This window comes from Saccharopolyspora ipomoeae (assembly GCF_029952525.1).
Taxonomy (GTDB): domain Bacteria; phylum Actinomycetota; class Actinomycetes; order Mycobacteriales; family Pseudonocardiaceae; genus Saccharopolyspora; species Saccharopolyspora ipomoeae.
Genome location: NZ_JASAOF010000013.1, coordinates 35,540 through 55,592, shown reverse-complemented (window position 1 = coordinate 55,592; position 20,053 = coordinate 35,540). Strand labels below are relative to the sequence as shown.

The window sequence follows — 20,053 nt, the reverse complement described above, 5'->3', positions numbered from 1 at the left end:
CCGTGTCCGGGGTGACCCCGTGTCCGGGGTCCTTCCGGGCGGGAGGGGTCTCACGGTGGCGGCGATCCTCACCAGGGGACAGTTTTAGCCATAATCACCCATGATCGATGTCCGTTATGTCCGGACAATTATGGCTAAAACTGTCCCGCTCCAGCGAGGTCACCACCGGAGCCGCACCGCTCCGGGGATCTTCGCGTTGAGCGGGTGCGGGGTGGGGGCGACCTGGGGAGACGTAGACTTCAACTTCGGCATTTCCGTCGTCGCTAGGGGAGTGGCTACTTGACCGGCATGGATCCCGCCGCGCTGCACGAGCTGCGCGTGGTGGAGGCCGAGCTCAACGAACGCTGGCCGGAGACCAAGATCGAGCCGTCGCTGGATCGCATGCGCGCGCTCACCGACCTGCTCGCCGAGCCGCAGCGCGGCTACCCGGTCGTGCACATCGCGGGCACCAACGGCAAGTCGTCCACGACGCGCATCATCGACGCCCTGCTCACCGGGCTCGAACTGCGCACCGGTCGCTACACCAGCCCGCACCTGCAGCTGGCCACCGAGCGCATCGGCGTCGACGGCGCCCCGATCAGCCCGGAGGGCTACGTCGAGGCCTACCGCGACGTCGCGCCCTACGTGTCCATCGTGGACTCCCAGAACGACGTGAAGATGAGCAAGTTCGAGGTGCTCACCGGCATGGCGTTCGCGGCCTTCGCCGAAGCGCCGGTGGACGTCGGCGTCGTGGAGGTCGGGCTCGGCGGCAGCTGGGACGCCACCAACGTCGCCGACGCCAACGTCGCGGTGATCTGCCCCGTCGCGCTCGACCACGCCGAGTACCTCGGCACCGACCTCGCCGGGATCGCCCGCGAGAAGGCCGGGATCATCAAGCCCGACTCCGTCGTGATCATGGCCTCCCAGCCCGCCGAGGCGCAGCCGGAGATCATGAACCGGATCGCCGAGGTCGACGCCACCGTGGCCCGCGAGGGCCAGGAGTTCGGCGTCCTGGAGCGCACCGTCGCCGTCGGCGGCCAGCTGCTGAAGCTGCAGGGCCTCGGCGGCGTCTACGACGAGATCTTCCTGCCGCTGCACGGCGAGCACCAGGCCCGCAACGCGGCCCTCGCGCTGGCCGCCGTCGAGGCCTTCTTCGGCGCCGGAGCCGACCGGCAGCTCGACGTCGAGCGGGTGCGGTCGGGGTTCGCCTCGGTGATCGTGCCCGGCAGGCTGGAGCGCGTGCGCGCGGCACCGACGGTGCTGGTCGACGCCGCCCACAACCCGCACGGCGCCCGAGCCCTCGCCGACGCGCTGAGCTCCGAGTTCTCCTTCCGCAAGCTGGTCGCGGTGATCGGCGTGCTCGGCGACAAGGACGCGCGCGGCATCCTCGCCGAGCTGGAGCCGGTGGTGGAGGAGCTCGTGCTGACCCGCAACTCCTCGCCGCGCTCGATGGACCCGGACGAGCTGGCCGGGGTCGCGCTGGAGATCTTCGGGCAGGACCGGATCATGGTCGAGCCGCGGCTGGACAACGCGGTCGAGCAGGCGATCCAGCTGGCCGAGGAGACCGACGACCCCGGTGAGTCGGTGTCCGGCGGCGGCGTGGTGATCACCGGATCCGTGGTGACCGCGGGTGAGGCCCGCGCCCTGTTCGGCAAGGAGCCCGCGTGAACGAGACGGGAGCGGTCGTGGCCGACGAGTCCCAGCCCGAGAATTCCCAGCCCGAGAATCCCCAGCCCGAGAAGGGCCTGCCGGAGGCGCCCGAAGGTGTGCGCGACCCGTGGAAGGGCCTGCGCGGCATCATGGCCGCCACGCTGGCGCTGGAGTTCATCACGTTCCTGCTGGCGCTGCCGGTGGTGTGGAAGTTCGGCGGAGGGGTCTCCAGCGCGGGCTTCGTGGTCGTCATCGTGCTGTCGGTGCTGATGCTGGTGGCGGCCTTCGTGCAGCGCCGCCCGTGGGGCCTGGGCTTCGCCCTGGGCCTGCAGGGCGCGATGATCCTCTGCGCCTTCATCCACCCGTCGATCGGCATCATGGGCGCGATCTTCGCCCTGATCTGGGCCTACATCCTGCACCTCCGCAAGGACATCGCCAAGCGCATGCGCGAGGGCCGGCTCTACGACCAGCTCGGACACCCTCCGGGCCACCCGGAGGGCACCGACTGATCTCGCTGGTCAGCCGAGGTCGACTACGGCTCGGCCGAGGATCTCGCCCCGGTTGAGGGCGTCGAAGGCGTCCTGGACCTTCTCGAAGGGGTAGCGGCGGCTGATGGCGTCCTGCGGGCGGAGGTGGCCGCGGGCGACGAGGTCGAGCAGGACCGGCATGTCGCGGCGCGGCTTGGCGCCGTAGGAGCCCTTGATCTGCAGCTTGCGCCGGGCGATCGTGGCGAGGTCGAACTCGCCGGTCGTGCCCTTCGCGGCGATGCCCACGACCACGACCTGGCCGCCCTCGACGACCGAGTCGCGGGCGACGTTGAACGTCGGCACGGCTCCCAGCGCCTCGAACGCGACGTCCACGCCGCGACCGCCGGTCAGCTCGCGGATCACCGCCGGAGCGTCCACTTCGGACGAGTTGACCACGTGCGTGGCGCCGAGCTCGCGGGCGGCGGTGAGCTTGTCGTCGCTGATGTCCACCGCGATGATCATCGACGCGCCGAAGACCGCGGCCAGCTGGATCAGCGCCGAACCGACACCACCCGCCGCGACGACCGCGACGGTGTCGCCCACCTGCACGTTCGCCGCGTGCCGCAGCGCGCCGTAGGCGGTCATAGTCGAGCAGCCGACCGAGGCGACGTCGGAGAGCTCCACGCCGTCGGGAACCCGGTACACCGAGGTCACCGGGGTCACGCAGCGCTCCGCCATGCCGCCCTGGGAGTACATCCACACCGGTTCGCCGCCGGGGCGGTGCAGCCGGGTGTCGTCGTCGTATAGCTTGCCCTGGCCCCGGTTGAACCGGAAGAACCGCTCGCAGATCTCCTCGTTGCCGCGCGAGCACTGGCCGCACTGGCCGCAGGGCATGATGAAGCTGGTCACGACCGGGTCGCCCACCGACAGGCCGCTGACGCCGGGCCCGAGCTCGGCGACCACCCCGGCCACCTCGTGGCCGAGCACCGCTGGCGTCGGGAACGGCAGCTCGCCCTTGAGCACGTGCAGGTCGCTGTGGCAGGCGCCGCAGGAGCGCACGTCGATGGCGACCTCGCCGGCCTGCGGCGTCGGATCGTCCAGCTGCTCGATCCGCAGCGGTTCGTTGGCGGCGGTGTGCACGGCGGCGCGCATCGTGACCTCCTCGTCAGACCGGCCAGTCGGTTTGCTCGTGAAGCTATCGGTCCGAGCGGGCCCGCACCAGAGCGCGCGCGGGCGCGGCGAAGCAACACCGAAGTTTCACCCGCTCGTCGACCGGCCGTGAGCACCGCGCGGTCTGACCGGATTAGAACCGGGCCCATGACCCCCGAGAACCTGACTCGCCGCGCGCTGCTGCGCCGCGGCGCCACCGGTGCCGGCCTGCTCGCGGCCGGCGCTCTGCTGCCCGGGACCGCGTTCGCGCGCTCCGGCCGTCCCGTGCTGACCCACGGCGCGCAGCTGGGCGACCCGCGCCCGGACGGAGCCGTGGTGTGGACCCGCGCCGACCGCCCCTCCCGGATGTTCGTGGAGATCTCCCGCCGCCCGGACTTCCGCGACGCGCTGCGCGTCCCCGGCCCGGAGCTGACCCCCGACACCGACGGCACGGGTGAGCTGCGGCTGTCCGGCCTGCCCGCCGGGACCGAGGTGCACTACCGGGTCACCGCCGAGGACCTCGACGGCCGGGTGGCGAGCGAGGGCCTGACCGGCACCTTCCGGACCGTGCCGCAGGACCGCCGCGACGTGCGGTTCCTGTGGTCGGGCGACGTGGTCGGCCAGGGCTGGGGCATCAACCCCGACATCGGCGGCATGACGATCTACCGCGCGATGGCCGAGCGCCGGCCGGACTTCTTCCTGCACAGCGGCGACACCGTCTACGCCGACGGGCCGGTGGAGGAGTCGGTGACGCTGCCCGACGGCCGGGTCTGGCGCAACGTCGTCACCCCGGAGAAGAGCAAGGTCGCCGAGACGCTGGCCGAGTACCGGGGCCAGTTCGCCTACAACCTGCTCGACGAGAACGTGCGGGCCTTCGTCGCGAACGTGCCGCAGCTGATCCAGTGGGACGACCACGAGGTCACCAACAACTGGTACCCCGGCGAGATCCTCGACAACGACAAGTACACCGAGAAGCGGGTGGACGTGCTGGCCCAGCGCGCGTTCCAGGCGTTCCACGAGTGGCAGCCGGTCCGCAGGCAGGACGCAGTCGACGGCCGCGTCCACCGCAAGGTCTCGCACGGCCCGCTGCTGGACGTCTTCGTCCTCGACATGCGCAGCTACCGCGACGCGAACTCCCCGGGCACGACGCCGGAGCGCATCCTCGGCGACGAGCAGGCCCGATGGCTGGTCGACGAGCTGACGAAGTCCCGCGCGACCTGGAAGGTCATCGCCTCGGACATGCCGCTCGGCATCATCGTCCCGGACGGCGACAGCATCGAGGCCGTCGCCAACGGCCTGCCCGGCGCGCCGAACGGTCGCGAGGCCGAGCTGGCCCGGGTGCTGCAGGAGATCAGCCGCCGCCAGGTCCGCAACGTGGTCTGGCTGACCGCCGACGTGCACTACTCGGCGGCGATCCACTACTCGCCGGAGCGCGCCGCGTTCTCCGGGTTCGACGCGTTCTGGGAGTTCGTCTCCGGTCCGCTCAACGCCGGTGCCTTCGGCCCCAGCGAGATGGACCCGACGTTCGGCCCGGAGGTCGCCTTCGTCAGCGCCCCCACCCGCCAGGGCGCCTCCCCGCTGGAGGGCTTCCAGCACTTCGGCGAGGTCACCATCGACGGCGACACCGCCCAGCTCACCGTCGACCTCCGCGACCAGCAGGGCACGTCCCTCTGGACCAAGACCCTCGACCCGCAGCGGTGACGTCCCCGGGGAATCGGATTTCAATGGAAGTCGGGAACCTGATTTCCATTGAGATCTGGCCCCACCTACCCGGGCGTGATCGATTCGGGCCCCGGGAGGGGTCGGTTCACCTGCGTCGATACGCTTGCGGTCAATTCGGGCGCTGGGTCGTCGCGCCTGGCGCAACCGTGAAGTGAGGAGAGAGAACGTGAGCGAGCGCACTCTGGTGCTGGTCAAGCCCGACGGCGTCGAGCGGGGCCTCGTCGGCGAGGTCATCAGCCGGATCGAGCGCAAGGGCCTGAAGCTGGTCGCGCTGGAGCTCAAGAACGTCGACCGCCAGCTCGCCGAGCAGCACTACGCCGAGCACGACGGCAAGCCGTTCTTCGAGAGCCTGATCGAGTTCATCACCGGCGGTCCGGTCGTGGCGGCCTGCGTCGAGGGCTCGAACGCCATCGCCGCCTTCCGCCAGCTGGCCGGCGGCACCCACCCGGTCGAGAAGGCCGCCCCGGGCTCCATCCGCGGCGACTTCGGCCTGGAGGTCCAGTTCAACCTGGTCCACGGCTCGGACTCCCCGGAGTCCGCAGCCCGCGAGCTCAAGCTCTGGTTCCCCGACCTGGGTGCCTGACACCTGTACTCGTGGTCGTTCTGCTCGGCGGTGCGGGTAGCGGAACCTGACACGTCTTCTGGACTCCGTGCGCCACGGCTTGTGTACGTCCAATGCACGGCGCCGCGGCGTACTCGCCAGAAGACGTGTCAGAACCCGCGGCGGTGCGGGCTGCGAGGGTGGTGTTCACGCCTCGCGGCTGCGCCGCTTGCGCGTAGGCCAACGACTGGTTCAGGCCAAGGTCAGGGTGGTTTCAGCCGGGTGCTCCCCGGCTGGAATCGCCCCCGCTCGGCGTCCCGTCGGGGGACCTCTACCCTGGTCGCGTGGCTGTGGAGTCCGTTTTCGACAGGTTGGAGCCCTTGCTGCCGCGGGTTTCCAAGCCCGTGCAGTACGTGGGCGGCGAGCTCAACTCGACCGTGAAGGCGTGGGAGGACACCACCGTTCGGTGGTGCCTGATGTACCCCGACGCCTACGAGGTCGGTCTGCCCAACCAGGGCGTCCAGATCCTCTACGAGGTCCTCAACGAGCAGGAGGACGTGCTCGCCGAGCGCACCTACGCGGTGTGGCCGGACCTCGAAGAGCTGATGCGCGAGCACGACATCCCGCAGTTCACCGTGGACGCCCACCGCCCGGTCGGCGCCTTCGACGTCTTCGGCATCAGCTTCGCCACCGAGCTCGGCTACACCAACCTGCTCAGCGCGCTGAACCTGGCCGGCATCCCGCTGCACGCCACCGACCGCACCGACGATCACCCGATCGTGCTGGCCGGTGGGCACGCCGCGTTCAACCCGGAGCCGATCGCCGACTTCCTCGACGCGGCCGTGCTCGGTGACGGCGAGGAAGCCGTCCTGGAGATCACCGAGGCCGTCCGGCGGTGGAAGGACGAGGGTTGCCCGGGCGGTCGCGACGAGCTGCTGCTGCGGCTGGCCGAGTCCGGCGGCGTCTACGTCCCCAAGTTCTACGACGTCTCCTACAGCGACGACGGCGCCATCGCCGAGGTCGTGCCCAACCAGGAGCGCGCCCCCTACCGGGTGTTCAAGCGCACCACGATGGAGCTCGACGACTGGCCGTACCCGAAGCAGCCGCTGGTGCCGCTCGCCGAGAGCGTGCACGAGCGGATGAGCGTGGAGATCTTCCGCGGCTGCACCCGCGGCTGCCGCTTCTGCCAGGCCGGGATGATCACCCGCCCGGTGCGCGAGCGCTCCATCGAGGGCATCGGCGAGATGGTCCAGCAGGGCCTGCAGAACACCGGCTTCGAGGAGGTCGGCCTGCTGTCGCTGTCCTCGGCCGACCACTCCGAGATCGCCGAGATCACCAAGGGCCTCGCCGACCGCTACGAGGGCACCAACACCGGTCTGTCGCTGCCCTCGACCCGGGTCGACGCCTTCAACATCGACCTGGCCAACGAGCTGTCCCGCAACGGCCGCCGCTCCGGGCTGACCTTCGCGCCCGAGGGCGGCAGCGAGCGGATCCGCCGGGTGATCAACAAGATGGTCTCCGAGGAAGACCTGATCCGCACCGTCTCGGCGGCCTTCGCCAACGGCTGGCGGCAGGTCAAGCTGTACTTCATGTGCGGCCTGCCCACCGAGGAGGACGAGGACGTCCTGCAGATCGCCGAGATGGCCAAGGAGGTCATCCGCGCAGGTCGCGAGGCGTCGGGTCGCAAGGACATCCGCTGCACGATCTCCATCGGCGGGTTCGTGCCCAAGCCGCACACCCCGTTCCAGTGGGCGTCGCAGACCGACCCGGAGACCGTCGACGACCGGCTGCGCAAGCTCCGCGAGGCGATCAACACCGACCGCTCGCTGGGCCGCAACATCGGCATGCGCTACCACGACGGCAAGCCCTCGCTGATCGAAGGACTCCTCTCGCGCGGCGACCGCAGGCTGGGCCGGGTCATCGAGCGGGTGTGGCGCGAGGGCGGCCGCTTCGACGGCTGGAACGAGCACTTCTCCTACGAGCGCTGGGTCGACTGCGCCGAGGCCGAGCTCGCCGAGGTGGGCGTGGACCTGGCCTGGTTCACCACCCGCGAGCGCACCGAGGGCGAGGTCCTGCCCTGGGACCACCTGGACTCCGGGCTGGACAAGGAGTGGCTGTGGGCGGACTGGCAGGACGCCCTCGACGCCCGCGAGCAGGACGACTGCCGCTGGACGCCGTGCTTCGACTGCGGCGTGTGCCCGACGATGGGCACCGACATCGAGGTCGGCCCGACCGGGCGAAAACTGCTGCCGATCTCGCCGGTCGGGCAGGGCTCGCCGGTCCGGAATCCGGCGTTCAGCAACGGTTGACCTGCGCGTTCGCGCGCGGCGAGGGTTTCGCGCGCGAACGTGCGCGACACCGTCGGCCAGGTACGGTCTGGATCGAAAACTTCCCGCGAGGTGTTGTCACCGCGCGGTTGAGCACGCAAGCATCGCCATCGTGAGCGGTCCTGGGGGACCGGCGGTGACGATCATGGTCGGGGAGGCATTCTGAGTCGGCGAGATCACCCCAATCCTTCGGCGCCGCCGGTGCAGAAGCTGCGCCTGCGGTACGCCAAGCGGGGCAGGCTGCGGTTCACCTCGCACCGCGACGTGGCGCGCACCTTCGAGCGCGCGCTGCGCCGGGCCGGCGTTCCGATGGCCTACTCCCAGGGCTTCAGCCCGCACCCGAAGGTGTCCTGGGCCGGAGCCGTGCCCACGGGCGTGTCCAGCGAGGCCGAGTACGTCGAGCTGCAGTTGGTGGAGCGGGTCGAGCCCGAGGCGCTGCGCGCCGAGCTGGACTCCGCGCTGCCCGACGGGATCGACCTGCTCACGGCGGTGGAGGCGAGCCCGGGCCCGCTCGCGGACCGGCTGGAGGTCAGCAAGTGGCGCATCGACGTGCCCGGCGTCGAGGTGGACGAGTTGCGCCGGGCGGCCGAGCAGCTCATGGCCGCGGACAGCGCGCTGGTCGAGCGCATGACCAAGGACGGCAGGCGGACCATCGACGCCCGCGCCGCGCTCCTCAGCGCCGAGGTCCTGGAAGGTCCTCGGCCGATTGCGCAGCGTGATCAAATACGCGGCGCGACCCCCCGGGTGGACGATTGGCCCGAGGCGTGCGCACCGTATGGGATACTCGTTACGGTCGTGCGGCAGACAACACCCGTCGTACGACCCGACGACGTACTGAGCGCCCTGCGTGTCGTCGCCGGTCTGGCACCGTCGGCCGCCGCGAGCGCGACCCGGCTGGAACAGGGTCGGCTCGATGACGGGGGAGGCATTGCCGACCCGTTGGCCCAGGACTCAGGCGGCGACCGGACTCCGGCGGGAGAGCCCGCGGTCGGGTGACGGACGGCGTGACGTCGTCGACCCGCCGTACGGCTTCCCGGACTGCAGGTCCGGGGCGGAGGGACCACGAAGAATTGCCGTCGCCCGCGGGCGGCGGAAACTAGAAGATCGCACATGCCTCTGTGCGGCCGCGTCCACCCGGACGCGCCCGGGGGCGGAGGAGCTGGATGTTGAACATGGACACGCCCGCTGGGAACAACGCCAGCGGGCAATCGCCCACACCCACCCAGGAGGAGCAGGGCACGATCGAGCTGCCCGCGAAGCTCCGGGTGCACGCACTCGCCAAGCTGCTGGGCGCCAGCAGCCGGGAGGTCATCAAGGCGCTCGACGAGATCGGTGAGCCGGTCCGCAGCGCCCAGTCGAACATCAACCGGGACGTCGCCCTGCGCGTCGTGCAGTCGCTGAACCCGGAGATGGTCGCCGACGAGGGCGACGAGGGGACGGCCGAGGCGGCTCCGGTCGCCGAGACCTCCGCGGCTGCTGAGACCCCTGCGGCCGAGACCCCTGCCGCTGAGGCCGCCGAGCAGGCCGCCGAGCCGGAGCAGGCGTCCGTGCCCGCGGCCGACTTCGCCCCGGCACCGGCGTCGCAGCAGGAGACCTCGGCCGGTGGCCTGACGCCGCTGTTCGCGGCCCCGGAGGCCATGTTCCTGGCGCCGCAGGCGCCGGTGGAGCGCCCGGCCGCCGCGCCGCAGACCGAGGCGGCTCCCGAGCCCGCCGAGACCACTTCCGCGGAGGAGCCCTCCTCGGCGGAGGAGCAGACCGACACCGCTGCCGAGGACGACTCCGACGACTCCGGTGATTCGGGCAACCGCCGCCGTCGCCGCCGCGGTCGCCGTGGCCGCGGCCGGGGCCGGGGTGCCGACTCCGACACCGACAACGGTGGCGACGAGACCTCCGAGGGCGGCCAGTCCGAGGGCGCGCAGGCCGACGGCGCCGGCGAGCCCGCGGAGGAGACGTCCGAGGAGCAGCCCGCCGAGTCCGAGGGACAGGGCGAGGGCTCGCGCCGCCGCCGTCGGCGCCGTCGCCGCAAGGGCACGTCCGACGACGAGAGCGGCAGCCGCGAGGACGACCCGCCGAACACCGTGGTGCACGTCCGGGAGCCCTCCGAGACCTCCTCGCGCCAGGACTCCAGCGACGACGAGGTCCGCGCCGTCAAGGGCTCGACCCGCCTGGAGGCCAAGCGCCAGCGCCGCCGGGACGGCCGCGAGGCCGGTCGCCGCCGCGCGCCCGTGCTCTCGGAGTCGGAGTTCCTGGCCCGCCGCGAGTCGGTGGACCGCAAGATGGTCGTCCGCCAGAACGGCGAGCAGACCCAGATCGCGGTGCTGGAGGACAACGTCCTCGTCGAGAACTTCGTGACCTCCTCGGGCTCCGGCTCGCTGGTCGGCAACGTCTACCTGGGCCGCGTGCAGAACGTGCTGCCCAGCATGGAGGCCGCCTTCGTCGACATCGGCCGGGGCCGCAACGCGGTCCTCTACGCCGGTGAGGTCGACTGGGACGCCGCCGGGCTCGCAGGCAAGGCGCGTCGCATCGAGCAGGCGCTGCAGACCGGCGACAGCGTCCTGGTGCAGGTCACCAAGGACCCGGTCGGCCACAAGGGTGCCCGCCTGACCACCCAGATCAGCCTGCCGGGCCGGTTCCTGGTCTACGTGCCCGGCGGCGGGGCCACCGGCATCAGCCGCAAGCTGCCCGACAACGAGCGCAAGCGCCTCAAGGAGATCCTCAAGCGGATCGTCCCGGAGAACGCCGGCGTGATCATCCGCACCGCGTCCGAGGGCACCAGCGAGGAGGCCCTCGACCGCGACGTGCGGCGGCTGCAGGCGCAGTGGGAGGTCATCAAGGAGAAGGCCGAGACCCCCGGCGCCAACGCCCCGCAGCTGCTCTACGAGGAGCCCGACCTGCTGATCAAGGTCGTCCGCGACCTGTTCACCGAGGACTTCTCGTCGATGACCGTCCAGGGCAACGACGCGTGGGAGACCATCGAGGCCTACGTCGGCCACGTGGCGCCCGACCTGGCCGCGCGCTTGGAGAAGCACGTCGGCAAGAACGACGTGTTCCACGAGAAGCGGATCAACGAGCAGATCGCCAAGGCCCTGGACCGCAAGGTCTGGCTGCCCTCCGGCGGTTACCTCGTGATCGACCGCACTGAGGCCATGACGGTCATCGACGTCAACACCGGCAAGTTCACCGGATCCGGGGGCAACCTGGAGGAGACGGTGACCCGGAACAACCTGGAGGCCGCGGAGGAGATCGTCCGCCAGCTCCGGTTGCGCGACATCGGCGGCATCATCGTCATCGACTTCATCGACATGGTGCTGGAGTCCAACCGCGACCTGGTGCTGCGCCGGCTCACCGAGTGCCTGGGCCGGGACCGCACCCGCCACCAGGTCGCCGAGGTGACGTCGCTCGGCCTGGTGCAGATGACCCGCAAGCGCGTCGGCACCGGCCTGCTCGAGGCCTACAGCAGCACCTGCGAGCACTGCCGCGGGCGCGGGTTGATGGTCTCCACCGAGCCGATCCACCACCAGCACGGCAACGGCGGTGGCGGCAACGGCGGCGGCAACCAGAACGGCAACGGCGGCGGTCGCCGGAACCGCAACCGCGGCAAGCAGCAGGACACCGAGCAGCAGGCGCCCGAGCCGAAGGCCGCTGAGAAGGCCTCGGAGAAGGCCGCCGAGAAGGCCGCTGAGAAGGCTCCCGAGCCGAAGGCAGCGGAGCCGAAGCAGGAGTCCAAGCCGAAGGCCGAGGACAAGGCGCCCAAGCCCGAGCCCGAGTCCAAGGCGGAGGAGCGCAAGCCCGAGCCGAAGGCCGAGCCCAAGCCCGCCGAGTCGAAGCCCGCCGAGTCGAAGCGGGTCGAGTCGAAGCGGGTCGAGACCGAGTCCGCCGAGACCGAGCCGGCCGAGCCCGAGCCCGCCGGGACCGCTGCGCCGGTCGCGGAGAAGCCGCAGGTCAGCGAGGCCCCTGCGGCTCCGGTCGAGCCGAAGCAGGAGCCCGCCGAGTCCGCCAACGGTGCCCGGCCGCGCCGCAAGGCCGTCCGGTCCGCCGGGAGCGCGGGCGCACCGGTGCAGCCGCTGGTGGTGTCCAAGCCGGCCGAGCAGCAGTCCACCGTTGACGCCCTGGCCAACGTCGAACCGGCCGCCCCGGTTCGCCGGGCCCGGCGCCGCGCGGTCTCGCGCCCGTCCGGCCCGTCGGCGAGCGACCAGCCAGCCGAGAGCTGAGCAGGGCAGTGATCCCGGAGATGGCCGATCCGTTCAAGAACGGGTCGGCCATCTCCGCTTAGCGTCGGGACATGACTCGTCTCACCCCGCAGCGCCTGGCCGACGCCGAGCGCTTCATCTGGCTGACGGCGCGCGTGCTGGAGCAGCGCCGCTTCGAACACCTCCACGCCGGGGGACCGGCCGAGCCCGTGCGCACCGCGCTGGAGGCCTACCGCTGCGCCGACGGCGGGTTCGGCTACGGGCTGGAACCGGACGCGCGCGGTCCCGTCAGCCAGCCGCTGCAGACGTGGACGGCGCTGACGATCCTCGACGAGATCGGTCAGTGCGCCGAGGCCGCGCCCGCGATCTGCGACCACCTCACGACCATCACCCGGCCCGACGGTGGTGTTCCCGCCGGTGACCTGCGGTTGCGCGACTACCCGCACGCACCGTGGATCCCGATCGTCGAGGAGCCCGAGGGCGCGCTGCTAACCACGGCGCTGCTGGCCGGGGTGCTGCACCGCAACGCGGTCGCGCACCCGTGGCTGGCGGGAGCGACGGAGTTCTGCTGGAAGCGCGTCGACGCGCTCACCGAGACCCACCCGTACGAGGCCATCGCCGCGATCGCGTTCCTCGACCACGTGCCGGACCGAGAGCGGGCCCGCGCCGCCGCCGAGCGCCTCGGCGGCCTCATCCGGGAGGCCGGGTACGTGCTGCTCGACCCCGCCCACCCGGAGGGGGCGCGGACCGCACCCGGCTACGCCTCCGGGGAGGTGCCGCTGACCTGCGACTACGCGGCGAACCCGGCGAGCCTGGCGCGGGGCTGGTTCGACGACGCCGAGATCGAGCGGGGGCTGGACCACCTGGCGGGGCAGCAGGGCGAGGACGGGGGATGGCCGATCCACTGGCTGGAGTGGTCTCCGGGAACCGCTCTGGAGGGCAGGCCGCGGGTCACGCTCGACGCGCTGCGGGTGCTGCGGGCCTACGACGCCTGACCGAGGAACCGCTTCGGAGTCGTGCCGGTGAGCCTGCGGAACTCCCTGGTCAGGTGGGCCTGGTCGGCGTAGCCGCAGCGGTGGGCGAGGTCGGCGAGCGCCCCGCCGCCGCGCGCGGCGCGCTGGAAGCGCAGCACGCTCACCAGGGTTCGCGGACCGTAGCCGACGGCGTCGCCGATCCGGCGGCGCAGCTGACGTTCGGAGACCCCGACGCGATCGGCGAGCCCGGCCACCGACGGCGGGCGCGGATCGTCGAGCGCGGCCACGGCGGCGGTCGCGATCGGGTCGGGGTCCCACTCGGCGAGCCGCTGCCGCGCGAAGTCCGCCAGCAGCACCGGCGCCATCCCGGGCCGCTCGTCGATCGCTTCGGCGAGCGCCCGAGCCCGGGCACCCCACAGATCCTCGGCATCGACCCGCTGATCCCGCACTTCGGAGGCGGGAACCCCGAGCAGCAACCCGGCCATCCCGGGCCGAGCCCGAATCCCGAACAACGAACTCCCGGCCGCGATCCCCGAGACCCAGGCCCCGGTGTCCGGTCCCACGACCTCGATCCCACCGGGCCGCCAGATCACGTCCACGCACCCGTCGGGCACGACGAGTTGCGAAACCCCGACGGGCTCATCCCCGTGCCCCCACACGCACGACACGAACCCCCGGAGCTCCGCGTCCACCCCCGACTCCCAATACCCCACCCGCGAAGTATGCGTCACCACCACGACGCGGTTCCCCGGTCGCGGAGGGCGCGGTCGTCACCAGGCGACAGTTTTAGCCATAATCACCCATGATCAATGTCCGTTTTGTCCGGACAATTATGGCTAAAACTGTCCACTGCTGAGCGCGGACACACGTGAGGCCCCGGTCCGGGCGGGACCGGGGCCTCAGCGAAGGGGGCGGATCAGTTCTGGTCGCTGTCGAACTTGGGGATGTCCGTGCGGTCGTCGGAGCTCGGCATGTCCCCCGGCAGCTGGAGCCCCTGGGTGAGGGGGCCGGGCGACCAGAGGCCCGAGTGGGTCTCCGTGTGCAGCTCCAGGGCCGCCGAGGCCGGCAGGGCCTCCGGCGTGTACGGGTGCACCTGGTACAGCGAGCCCCAGTCCTTCTGCGGATCGTTGTTCAGGTACGTCGGCAGGTTCCGGACGCTGGCCGCGACCGTCATCCAGCCGAACGACCCGCCGGCGTCCGGCGAGGACCAGCCCGCACCGACGTCGCGGACCAGCTCACCCGCGCTCACCCGGAACTTCGGCATCTCGGCGATGCCGTTGTACAGCCCCGAGATCTCCAGGCACGGGTGCACCAGACCGGCCGGCCACTCCACGAACGCCGGGTCGTCGCCCACGAACCGCGTCAGCTGCGTCAGCTTCGGCACGCGCGGCGCCGACACCGCCAGCCACCCGGTCTGCCCCAGCGACTGGTCGACCAGCACCATCCGCAGCTTCGTGGCGTCCTTGCCCTCCGCGCCGAGCACGTAGCGGTGGTCGCGCCACCCCGGCGGCGGACCCTGCTCGACGGGGTATCGGTGGGTGATCTGGAAGCCCTGTGGGGTGTCCTTGCCCAGCTCGAAGTAGACCTGGTTGGCACCGGTCTCCGCGCCGGCGATGCTGATCGCCACCGGGAGCTTGCCTGCCTTGGCCTCCTCCGGGATGTCGTACCAGGGGGTGCGCAGCTCGCCGGTGGACTGCCCGGCCTCGTCGTAGCTGCCCCACACCGGCGCCTCCGGCCCGCCGAACTGGTTCGGCGGACGCCAGTTCGGCGCATCCGGCGAGGACTCGTCGGTCGGCGGCACGCCCGGGTCGGTGAAGCCGACCTGCTTGGGCTGCAGGTACTGCTCGGCGTTCTCCTGGTTGGCCAGCCGCTGCGGCGCCTTCACGCCGGGAGCGGCCACCGTCGGCTGCTGCGCCGAGGCCTTCAGCACGCCCTCGCGCGGGTTGGTCTCCACCCCGACCGAGTCGGACAGCCCGCAGCTGCGGCCCGTGAGCTGCTTGATGTTGTCGGTGCCCAGCGTGTAGCTCGACCCCTGCTCGACGATGCCCTTGCCGAACGCGGCGAGCTCACCGAGCACCAGCAAGGCGCACAGCACCGACAGCGGCGCGGTGCCCCAGCGCAGCGCGAGGTTGCGCTTCTCCTTGCTCTCCCAGCTCTCGTCGACGATCTTCGGGTTGTTCTCGTCGATCCGCAGGTGCTCGATCACCGCGATGACCGCGGTGACGAAGGCCAGCCCCAGGATCATCGTGCTGGCCTTGTAGCCCTTGATCGACGGCGGCTTGTCGAACCACGGGACGCCCCAGCCGGAGACGTACCACCAGGCGTTCGGGCCGGTCACCGCGAAGGCCAGGATCACCAGCAGACCGGTCACGAACGCCATCCGGTTGCGCCGCGACCGCAGCACCGTGCTGCTGGTCGCCAGCGCCGTCAGCGCGGCCAGCGCGCCGCCGACCGCGGCGAAGATGCCGAAGTGGTGGGTGTGCTTGGTGGGCGTGAGCGCCAGCACGACGAAGGCCAGGCCGGCCACGGCCAGCAGCCGCCGGCTCGGGCCGAGCGCGGCACCGCGGATGCGGCCGCGGCGCAGCAGCACCACCGCGCAGGTCGCCAGGCACAGGATCACCAGCAGCACCGGGAACCGGCGGCTCAGCGACCCGTCCGGGCTCTCGCTGAACAGCAGCAGGTAGCGGCTGAGCTCCTCGTACCAGTGGCCGTTGGGGCCGAAGGTCGTCTTGAGCTCCATCGCGTCCATCACCGACTGCCACGTCTGGTCGTAGAAGACCAGCGTCAGCATCACGAACCCGGACGCGGAGATCGGTGCCAGCACCGGCAACCAGCCGAACTCGTGCGCTCGTTTGCGCACCATCCGGAACAGCGGCTTGAACCCGGCGACGTAGGGGAGCACGGCGATCAGGCCGTGCGGGTTGACGCCCACCGACAGCGCGGCGGCGACCAGGCCCAGCGCGGCCGGAGTGAGCCGCTCGGTGGCCACGGCCCGCTCGACGGCGCACAGCGCCAGCAGCGAGAACAGCACCACGACCGGCTCGGCGCGCAGACCGTTGTTGTAGGGCAGCCAGAACGCCAGGAACACCGCGGCCGCGGCCCAGCCGGCGGCGTTGGAGCGCCGCACCTGCTGGCCGAGCCTCGGCAGCACCTCGCGGGAGATCAGCAGCCAGCTGATGACGCCCATCAGCAGCGCGGGCAGCCGCACCCACGGCGTCGCCGTCGACACCCGCACCCACAGCGAGTAGACCTCGTAGAACCACCCGAACGGCGATTCCGGGTTGGCGAACCAGCGGTAGTAGTTGGTGACGTACCCGGCGCTCTGCTCGGAGCGCACCATGCTCAGCACGTAGCCGTCGTCGGACGTCATCGCCCCGATCAGCCACCAGATGCCCAGCGCGAGGAACACCGAGATGTCCCGCAGCGTCGGCCGCCACCAGCGGCGCGGCGCCAGTCGCGGCGCGCGTCTGCCCGCCAGGGCGTCCAGGCGCCGCAGGCACATCACCGAGCCGATGAACGAGGCCAGCGTGAGCACGATGACGGCGGTCTTCAGCGGGGTCGCCCACGAGCTGAACCGGTTGTCCACGCGCGCCTGGAAGTCGAGGCCGCGCACGTCGTCGCGCTCGTCGTCGAGCCCGGAGTAGATGCCGGTCACCTGGGGGCGCTGATCGCCGCTCTGGTTGACCCACCGCTCCTTGCCGAGGCTGGCGGTCGTGGCGCCGCCGTCGGAGCGCACCTTCAGGGTGCAGTCACCGGCGGGCAGCGGCGTGGTGCCGATCTGCTGGCCCTTGTTGTAGAGCAGGACCTGACCGCCGTCGACCTGCATCACGAGACCGGTGAGCTGACCGGAATCCGAGTCGGGGGAGTTGGTGCTCAGCAGCAACCCCGGCCCTTCGGTCCGCGCGTCCAGGCTGCGCGCCGAGGCGCACGGGACCTTCGCGTCCAGCCACACGGGCTCGTAGGTCACCAGCGGGGCGGAAACCGGTCTGGTTCCTTCTGCTGTCGGCCACCGCAACGTCCCCACCTTGTGGTTGACGGGGAGGAACGGGACCAGTAGCGCCAAGACGGTGCCGACCAGTCCCAGGAGCGTGGCGAGCAGCCGCAATTTCTTCGCCGACTCTTGCTGCACGGGGGAGACCCTACGGGCGATGACGGGGTGTGTTCTGCCGCCCCCCGCACAATTTCGCAAATGCGTCAGGTAATGGGCAAAGGCCTTGTCAGTATCCCGTTACCGCGTTGTGTTCCGATTTGAAATGTTTGGTCACGAAGCGTGGTGTTCGGAAATTCCGGTTTGCTCCGTGACCAGCACCGTCACGTCGTGTTCGCGCCCTGTTCGGTGCAGCACGAGTTCGGCCAGAAGACCCAGTGAGATCATCTGGACACCGAAGATCTCCAGCAGAATCCCGAGCGTCAGAAGCGGACGGGTTCCGATCGATTCCGGGGTGAACAACCAGACCCCGGTGAGGTAGAGCAGCACCGCCGTCCCGAGGGTGCCCGCGATCATCCCGAGACCGCCGAACAGGTGCGCCGGACGGCGTCCGTAGCGCGTCAGCGCCATCACCGTCAGCAGGTCCAGCGCGCCGCGCGCGTAGCGCTCCAGCCCGTACTTGGACACCCCGTGCTGCCGGGGCCGGTGGTTGACGGTCCGCTCCACGACCCGGTAGCCCAACTGGTGCGCCAGCGCCGGGATGTAGCGGTGCAGCTCGCCGTAGAGCGGAACCCGCCGGTAGACCTCGGTGCGCGCGGCCTTGAGCCCGCAGTTGTGGTCGGACAGCCGCAGCCCGGTGATCAGGCCGGTGACCCAGTTGAACACCTTCGACGGCAGCCGCTTGCCCAGCGGGTCCTTGCGCTCGGCCTTGTGCCCGCTGACCAGGTCGGCGCCGTCGTCGAGCTCGGCCAGCAGCCGGGGGATCTCGGCGGGATCGTCCTGCAGATCGGCGTCGAGGGTGACCATCAGCTCGCCGCGCAGCTCGGCGACCCCGGCGGCCAGCGCCGCGGCCTTGCCGAAGTTGCGGCGCAACCGGATGCCCCGGATGCGGGGGTCCAGCGCGGGGTGCTCGGTGATGATCCGCCAGCTGTCGTCGGTGCTGCCGTCGTCGACGATCACCAGCTCCCACTCGCGGTGCTGCCGGGCCATCGCCTCGCGGATCTCGGTGAAGAGCTTCGGGAGGCTGTCGCGCTCGTTCTTGGCCGGGGCCAGCAGCGAGACTTCCGGGACACTCATGGCGCCACCTGCGGTTTCTCGGTGAGCGGCCGGATCCACCAGCCGTCGGGGAACTGGAAGGCCACGCGCAGCGGGCCCGGCTGGGCCGGTGCCGCGGCCTGGAACCCGAGCCCGCTCTCGATGCCCGGCGTCGCGGCCTCGGCGTCGGAGCGTGGGATGTCGACGACTCCGCCGCCGACGACGGTGCCGGTCCGGTCGAGCACGGCCACGCAGCGCGCGCGTTCGATGCCGGAGATCGCCCAGCCCTTGAGCATCCGCGCTCCGCCCTGGACCTGGTCGGTCTCGACGTTGAGCACGACGTCGCGGCCGTCCGGCCGGGATTCGCGCAGCGAGTCGACGCTGGGCGTCCGCCAGCCCGCGGTGCTGACCCGGTCGCCGACGGTGAGCCCGTCCGGGCAGCCCAGGGAGAACTCGGGGGAGAAGGGGTAGTGCCCGAGCGCCCGGAGCCGCGGCAGCAGCTGCTCCGGCGACGGGAAGCGGTCGGTGAAGGCGTCGGGGTGCCCGATCCGCGCGGCGACCGCCAGCAGCTGCTGGTTGGGCGCGTCGGCCCGCACGCTCTGCGCCATCGGCGCCCCGAGCGCGACCGTGGCCAGCACCGTGCCGCCGACCGCGACGGCGCGGAACCGCGGCCAGCGGGCCCAGGCGACCACGATCACCAGCACCGCGATCCAGAGCGCCGCGGTCATGCTGTTGTAACGGCTCTGCAGCCCGGCCGACTCGCCGAACGCGGCCCGCGAACCGGAGATCATCACCGCGCAGCCCAGCGCGTACAGCGCCAGGCCCCACCAGGGGGCGGCGATCCGCCGCTCGGCGGTGCTCTGCCGCGCGTGCAGCACCAGCACTCCGATCCCGGCCACCCCGGCCAGCAGCGCGACCGAGGGTTCGGTGCCGGTCCACACCATGCCGAGCATGCTCAGCCCCGCCAGCATCGCCTGAGCCGGATCGTCGGTCGGCGAGCTCCCGCCGCCGCCCTGCGGTCCGCGCAGCACCAGCCATGCCGCGACCACGACGAACCCGACCACCAGCGGCGTCGCGATCCACTTGCGCCGGTCGCCGCGCAGCCAGGCGACCAGCGCCAGCGCCGGCCACACCGCGAACGAGGTGCCGTAGCTGATCGAGGCCAGCAGCCCCAGCACCACGGCGATCACCCGGTGCTCGCGGTGCATCGCCAGCAGGGCGCCCAGCACCAGCAGCATCGCCAGGATCCAGGAGGCGCCGCTCATCGAGCGCACGTAGTTGTGGATGCCGTGCGGGTTGAACACCAGCGTCGAGGTGGCCGCGACCAGGCCCGCGCGCTGCCAGGCGTCGAGGTGCCCCGGCAGCATCGCCCGCACCAGCAGCACGCAGCCCGCGCCCATCGCCAGCACCGCGAGCCCGAGCGGCTGGTTGAGCCCGTGCCCGAACCGGGCGCTGAGCCAGAACAGCAGGCTCGGCAGCACGAACGGGTGCTCGTTGCGGAAGCCCAGCAGCGCCTCCGGGCGCAGCGCGCCGTCGGCGTCGGTGATGTCGAGCAGCACCCACCAGTAGTCGTAGAAGTGCATCTGCGGGTAGCGCAGGACCTCGCGCAGCATCATCAGCGGCGGCACGACGGCCGACAGCCCCAGCAGCAGCGGGCCGAAGCGCCGCAGCGGGCCGGGGGCGACCGGTGTCGGGGCGGCGGCCTGGCGGGCGGTCTCCGGAGCGGTGTCAGTCACTGAGCGTTTCCCTAGATCATCACGAGCGGCCACTGACGGTAGCAAGAGCAGGTCATGGCGGTGGCGGAACGGGCCGATCCGGCCGGAACCCGCCAGGGCGGCGGACGCGCGGTGGGGCGGTTCGCCGGGCTCGGGT

13 protein-coding genes are annotated in these 20,053 nt (G+C 71.5%); 8 read left to right on the top strand and 5 right to left on the bottom strand.

Going from position 1 to position 20,053, the window contains the following annotated elements; translation table 11 throughout:
* The first annotated feature begins 288 nt into the window (after window positions 1–288).
* Window positions 289–1,647, top strand: coding sequence for a bifunctional tetrahydrofolate synthase/dihydrofolate synthase (folC, locus tag QFW96_RS19455; protein WP_281457205.1), 1,359 nt, complete (start codon window positions 289–291; stop codon window positions 1,645–1,647).
* Window positions 1,644–2,138: a DUF4233 domain-containing protein gene (locus tag QFW96_RS19450; RefSeq protein ID WP_281457117.1), complete on the top strand. Its 495-nt coding sequence runs from the start codon at window positions 1,644–1,646 to the stop codon at window positions 2,136–2,138. The genes folC and QFW96_RS19450 overlap by 4 nt, the downstream gene beginning before the upstream one ends.
* A gap of 9 nt (window positions 2,139–2,147) precedes the next feature.
* On the opposite strand, the gene QFW96_RS19445 is transcribed toward QFW96_RS19450, so the two are convergent.
* Window positions 2,148–3,248: a zinc-binding dehydrogenase gene (locus QFW96_RS19445; RefSeq protein WP_281457116.1), complete on the bottom strand. Its 1,101-nt coding sequence runs from the start codon at window positions 3,246–3,248 to the stop codon at window positions 2,148–2,150.
* Window positions 3,249–3,413: 165 nt separating this feature from the next.
* On the opposite strand from QFW96_RS19445, the gene QFW96_RS19440 reads away from it, so the two are divergent.
* From QFW96_RS19440 to QFW96_RS19415, 6 genes are all read left to right on the top strand, one after another.
* Window positions 3,414–4,946, top strand: a complete 1,533-nt coding sequence (locus QFW96_RS19440) for an alkaline phosphatase D family protein (RefSeq protein WP_281457115.1) — start codon at window positions 3,414–3,416, stop codon at window positions 4,944–4,946.
* Between the two features lie 187 nt (window positions 4,947–5,133).
* Window positions 5,134–5,550 carry a nucleoside-diphosphate kinase gene (ndk, locus tag QFW96_RS19435; RefSeq protein ID WP_281457114.1) on the top strand — a complete coding sequence of 139 codons (417 nt, stop codon included), beginning with the start codon at window positions 5,134–5,136 and terminating at the stop codon, window positions 5,548–5,550.
* A gap of 302 nt (window positions 5,551–5,852) precedes the next feature.
* The gene (locus tag QFW96_RS19430; RefSeq protein WP_281457113.1) at window positions 5,853–7,817 is read left to right on the top strand and encodes a TIGR03960 family B12-binding radical SAM protein; all 1,965 of its coding nucleotides are present in this window, start codon (window positions 5,853–5,855) and stop codon (window positions 7,815–7,817) included.
* A 219-nt stretch (window positions 7,818–8,036) separates the two neighbouring features.
* Window positions 8,037–8,831, top strand: a complete 795-nt coding sequence (locus tag QFW96_RS19425) for a TIGR03936 family radical SAM-associated protein (protein ID WP_281457112.1) — start codon at window positions 8,037–8,039, stop codon at window positions 8,829–8,831.
* 167 nt (window positions 8,832–8,998) lie between these two features.
* Entirely contained in the window at window positions 8,999–12,046 is a 3,048-nt protein-coding gene (locus QFW96_RS19420) for a translation initiation factor IF-2 N-terminal domain-containing protein (protein WP_281457111.1), read from the top strand.
* A 71-nt stretch (window positions 12,047–12,117) separates the two neighbouring features.
* Complete coding sequence (locus tag QFW96_RS19415; RefSeq protein ID WP_281457110.1) at window positions 12,118–13,020, top strand: hypothetical protein; 903 nt, start codon at window positions 12,118–12,120, stop codon at window positions 13,018–13,020.
* On the opposite strand, the gene QFW96_RS19410 is transcribed toward QFW96_RS19415, so the two are convergent.
* From QFW96_RS19410 to QFW96_RS19395, 4 genes are all read right to left on the bottom strand, one after another.
* Entirely contained in the window at window positions 13,008–13,691 is a 684-nt protein-coding gene (locus tag QFW96_RS19410) for a helix-turn-helix transcriptional regulator (protein ID WP_281457109.1), read from the bottom strand. The two genes, QFW96_RS19415 and QFW96_RS19410, sit on opposite strands and share 13 nt — an antisense overlap.
* Window positions 13,692–13,915: 224 nt before the next feature.
* Entirely contained in the window at window positions 13,916–17,128 is a 3,213-nt protein-coding gene (locus QFW96_RS19405) for an arabinosyltransferase domain-containing protein (RefSeq protein WP_281457108.1), read from the bottom strand.
* 132 nt (window positions 17,129–17,260) lie between these two features.
* Window positions 17,261–18,223 (bottom strand): glycosyltransferase family 2 protein, encoded by a 963-nt coding sequence (locus QFW96_RS19400; protein ID WP_281457107.1) that lies wholly within the window; start codon window positions 18,221–18,223, stop codon window positions 17,261–17,263.
* On the bottom strand, window positions 18,220–19,917 hold the full coding sequence (locus QFW96_RS19395) for a hypothetical protein (protein WP_281457106.1): 1,698 nt from the start codon (window positions 19,915–19,917) through the stop codon (window positions 18,220–18,222). Before QFW96_RS19395 ends, QFW96_RS19400 begins: the two co-directional genes overlap by 4 nt.
* Window positions 19,918–20,053 lie beyond the last annotated feature (136 nt).

Excerpts from the sequence above, each read along its gene's own strand:
- QFW96_RS19440 (WP_281457115.1), top strand. The coding sequence starts at position 3,414 with ATGACCCCCGAGAACCTGACTCGCCGCGCGCTGCTGCGCCGCGGCGCC.
- QFW96_RS19445 (WP_281457116.1), bottom strand. The coding sequence starts at position 3,248 with ATGCGCGCCGCCGTGCACACCGCCGCCAACGAACCGCTGCGGATCGAG.
- folC (WP_281457205.1), top strand. The coding sequence starts at position 289 with ATGGATCCCGCCGCGCTGCACGAGCTGCGCGTGGTGGAGGCCGAGCTC.
- QFW96_RS19400 (WP_281457107.1), bottom strand. The coding sequence starts at position 18,223 with ATGAGTGTCCCGGAAGTCTCGCTGCTGGCCCCGGCCAAGAACGAGCGC.
- QFW96_RS19420 (WP_281457111.1), top strand. The coding sequence starts at position 8,999 with ATGTTGAACATGGACACGCCCGCTGGGAACAACGCCAGCGGGCAATCG.
- QFW96_RS19415 (WP_281457110.1), top strand. The coding sequence starts at position 12,118 with ATGACTCGTCTCACCCCGCAGCGCCTGGCCGACGCCGAGCGCTTCATC.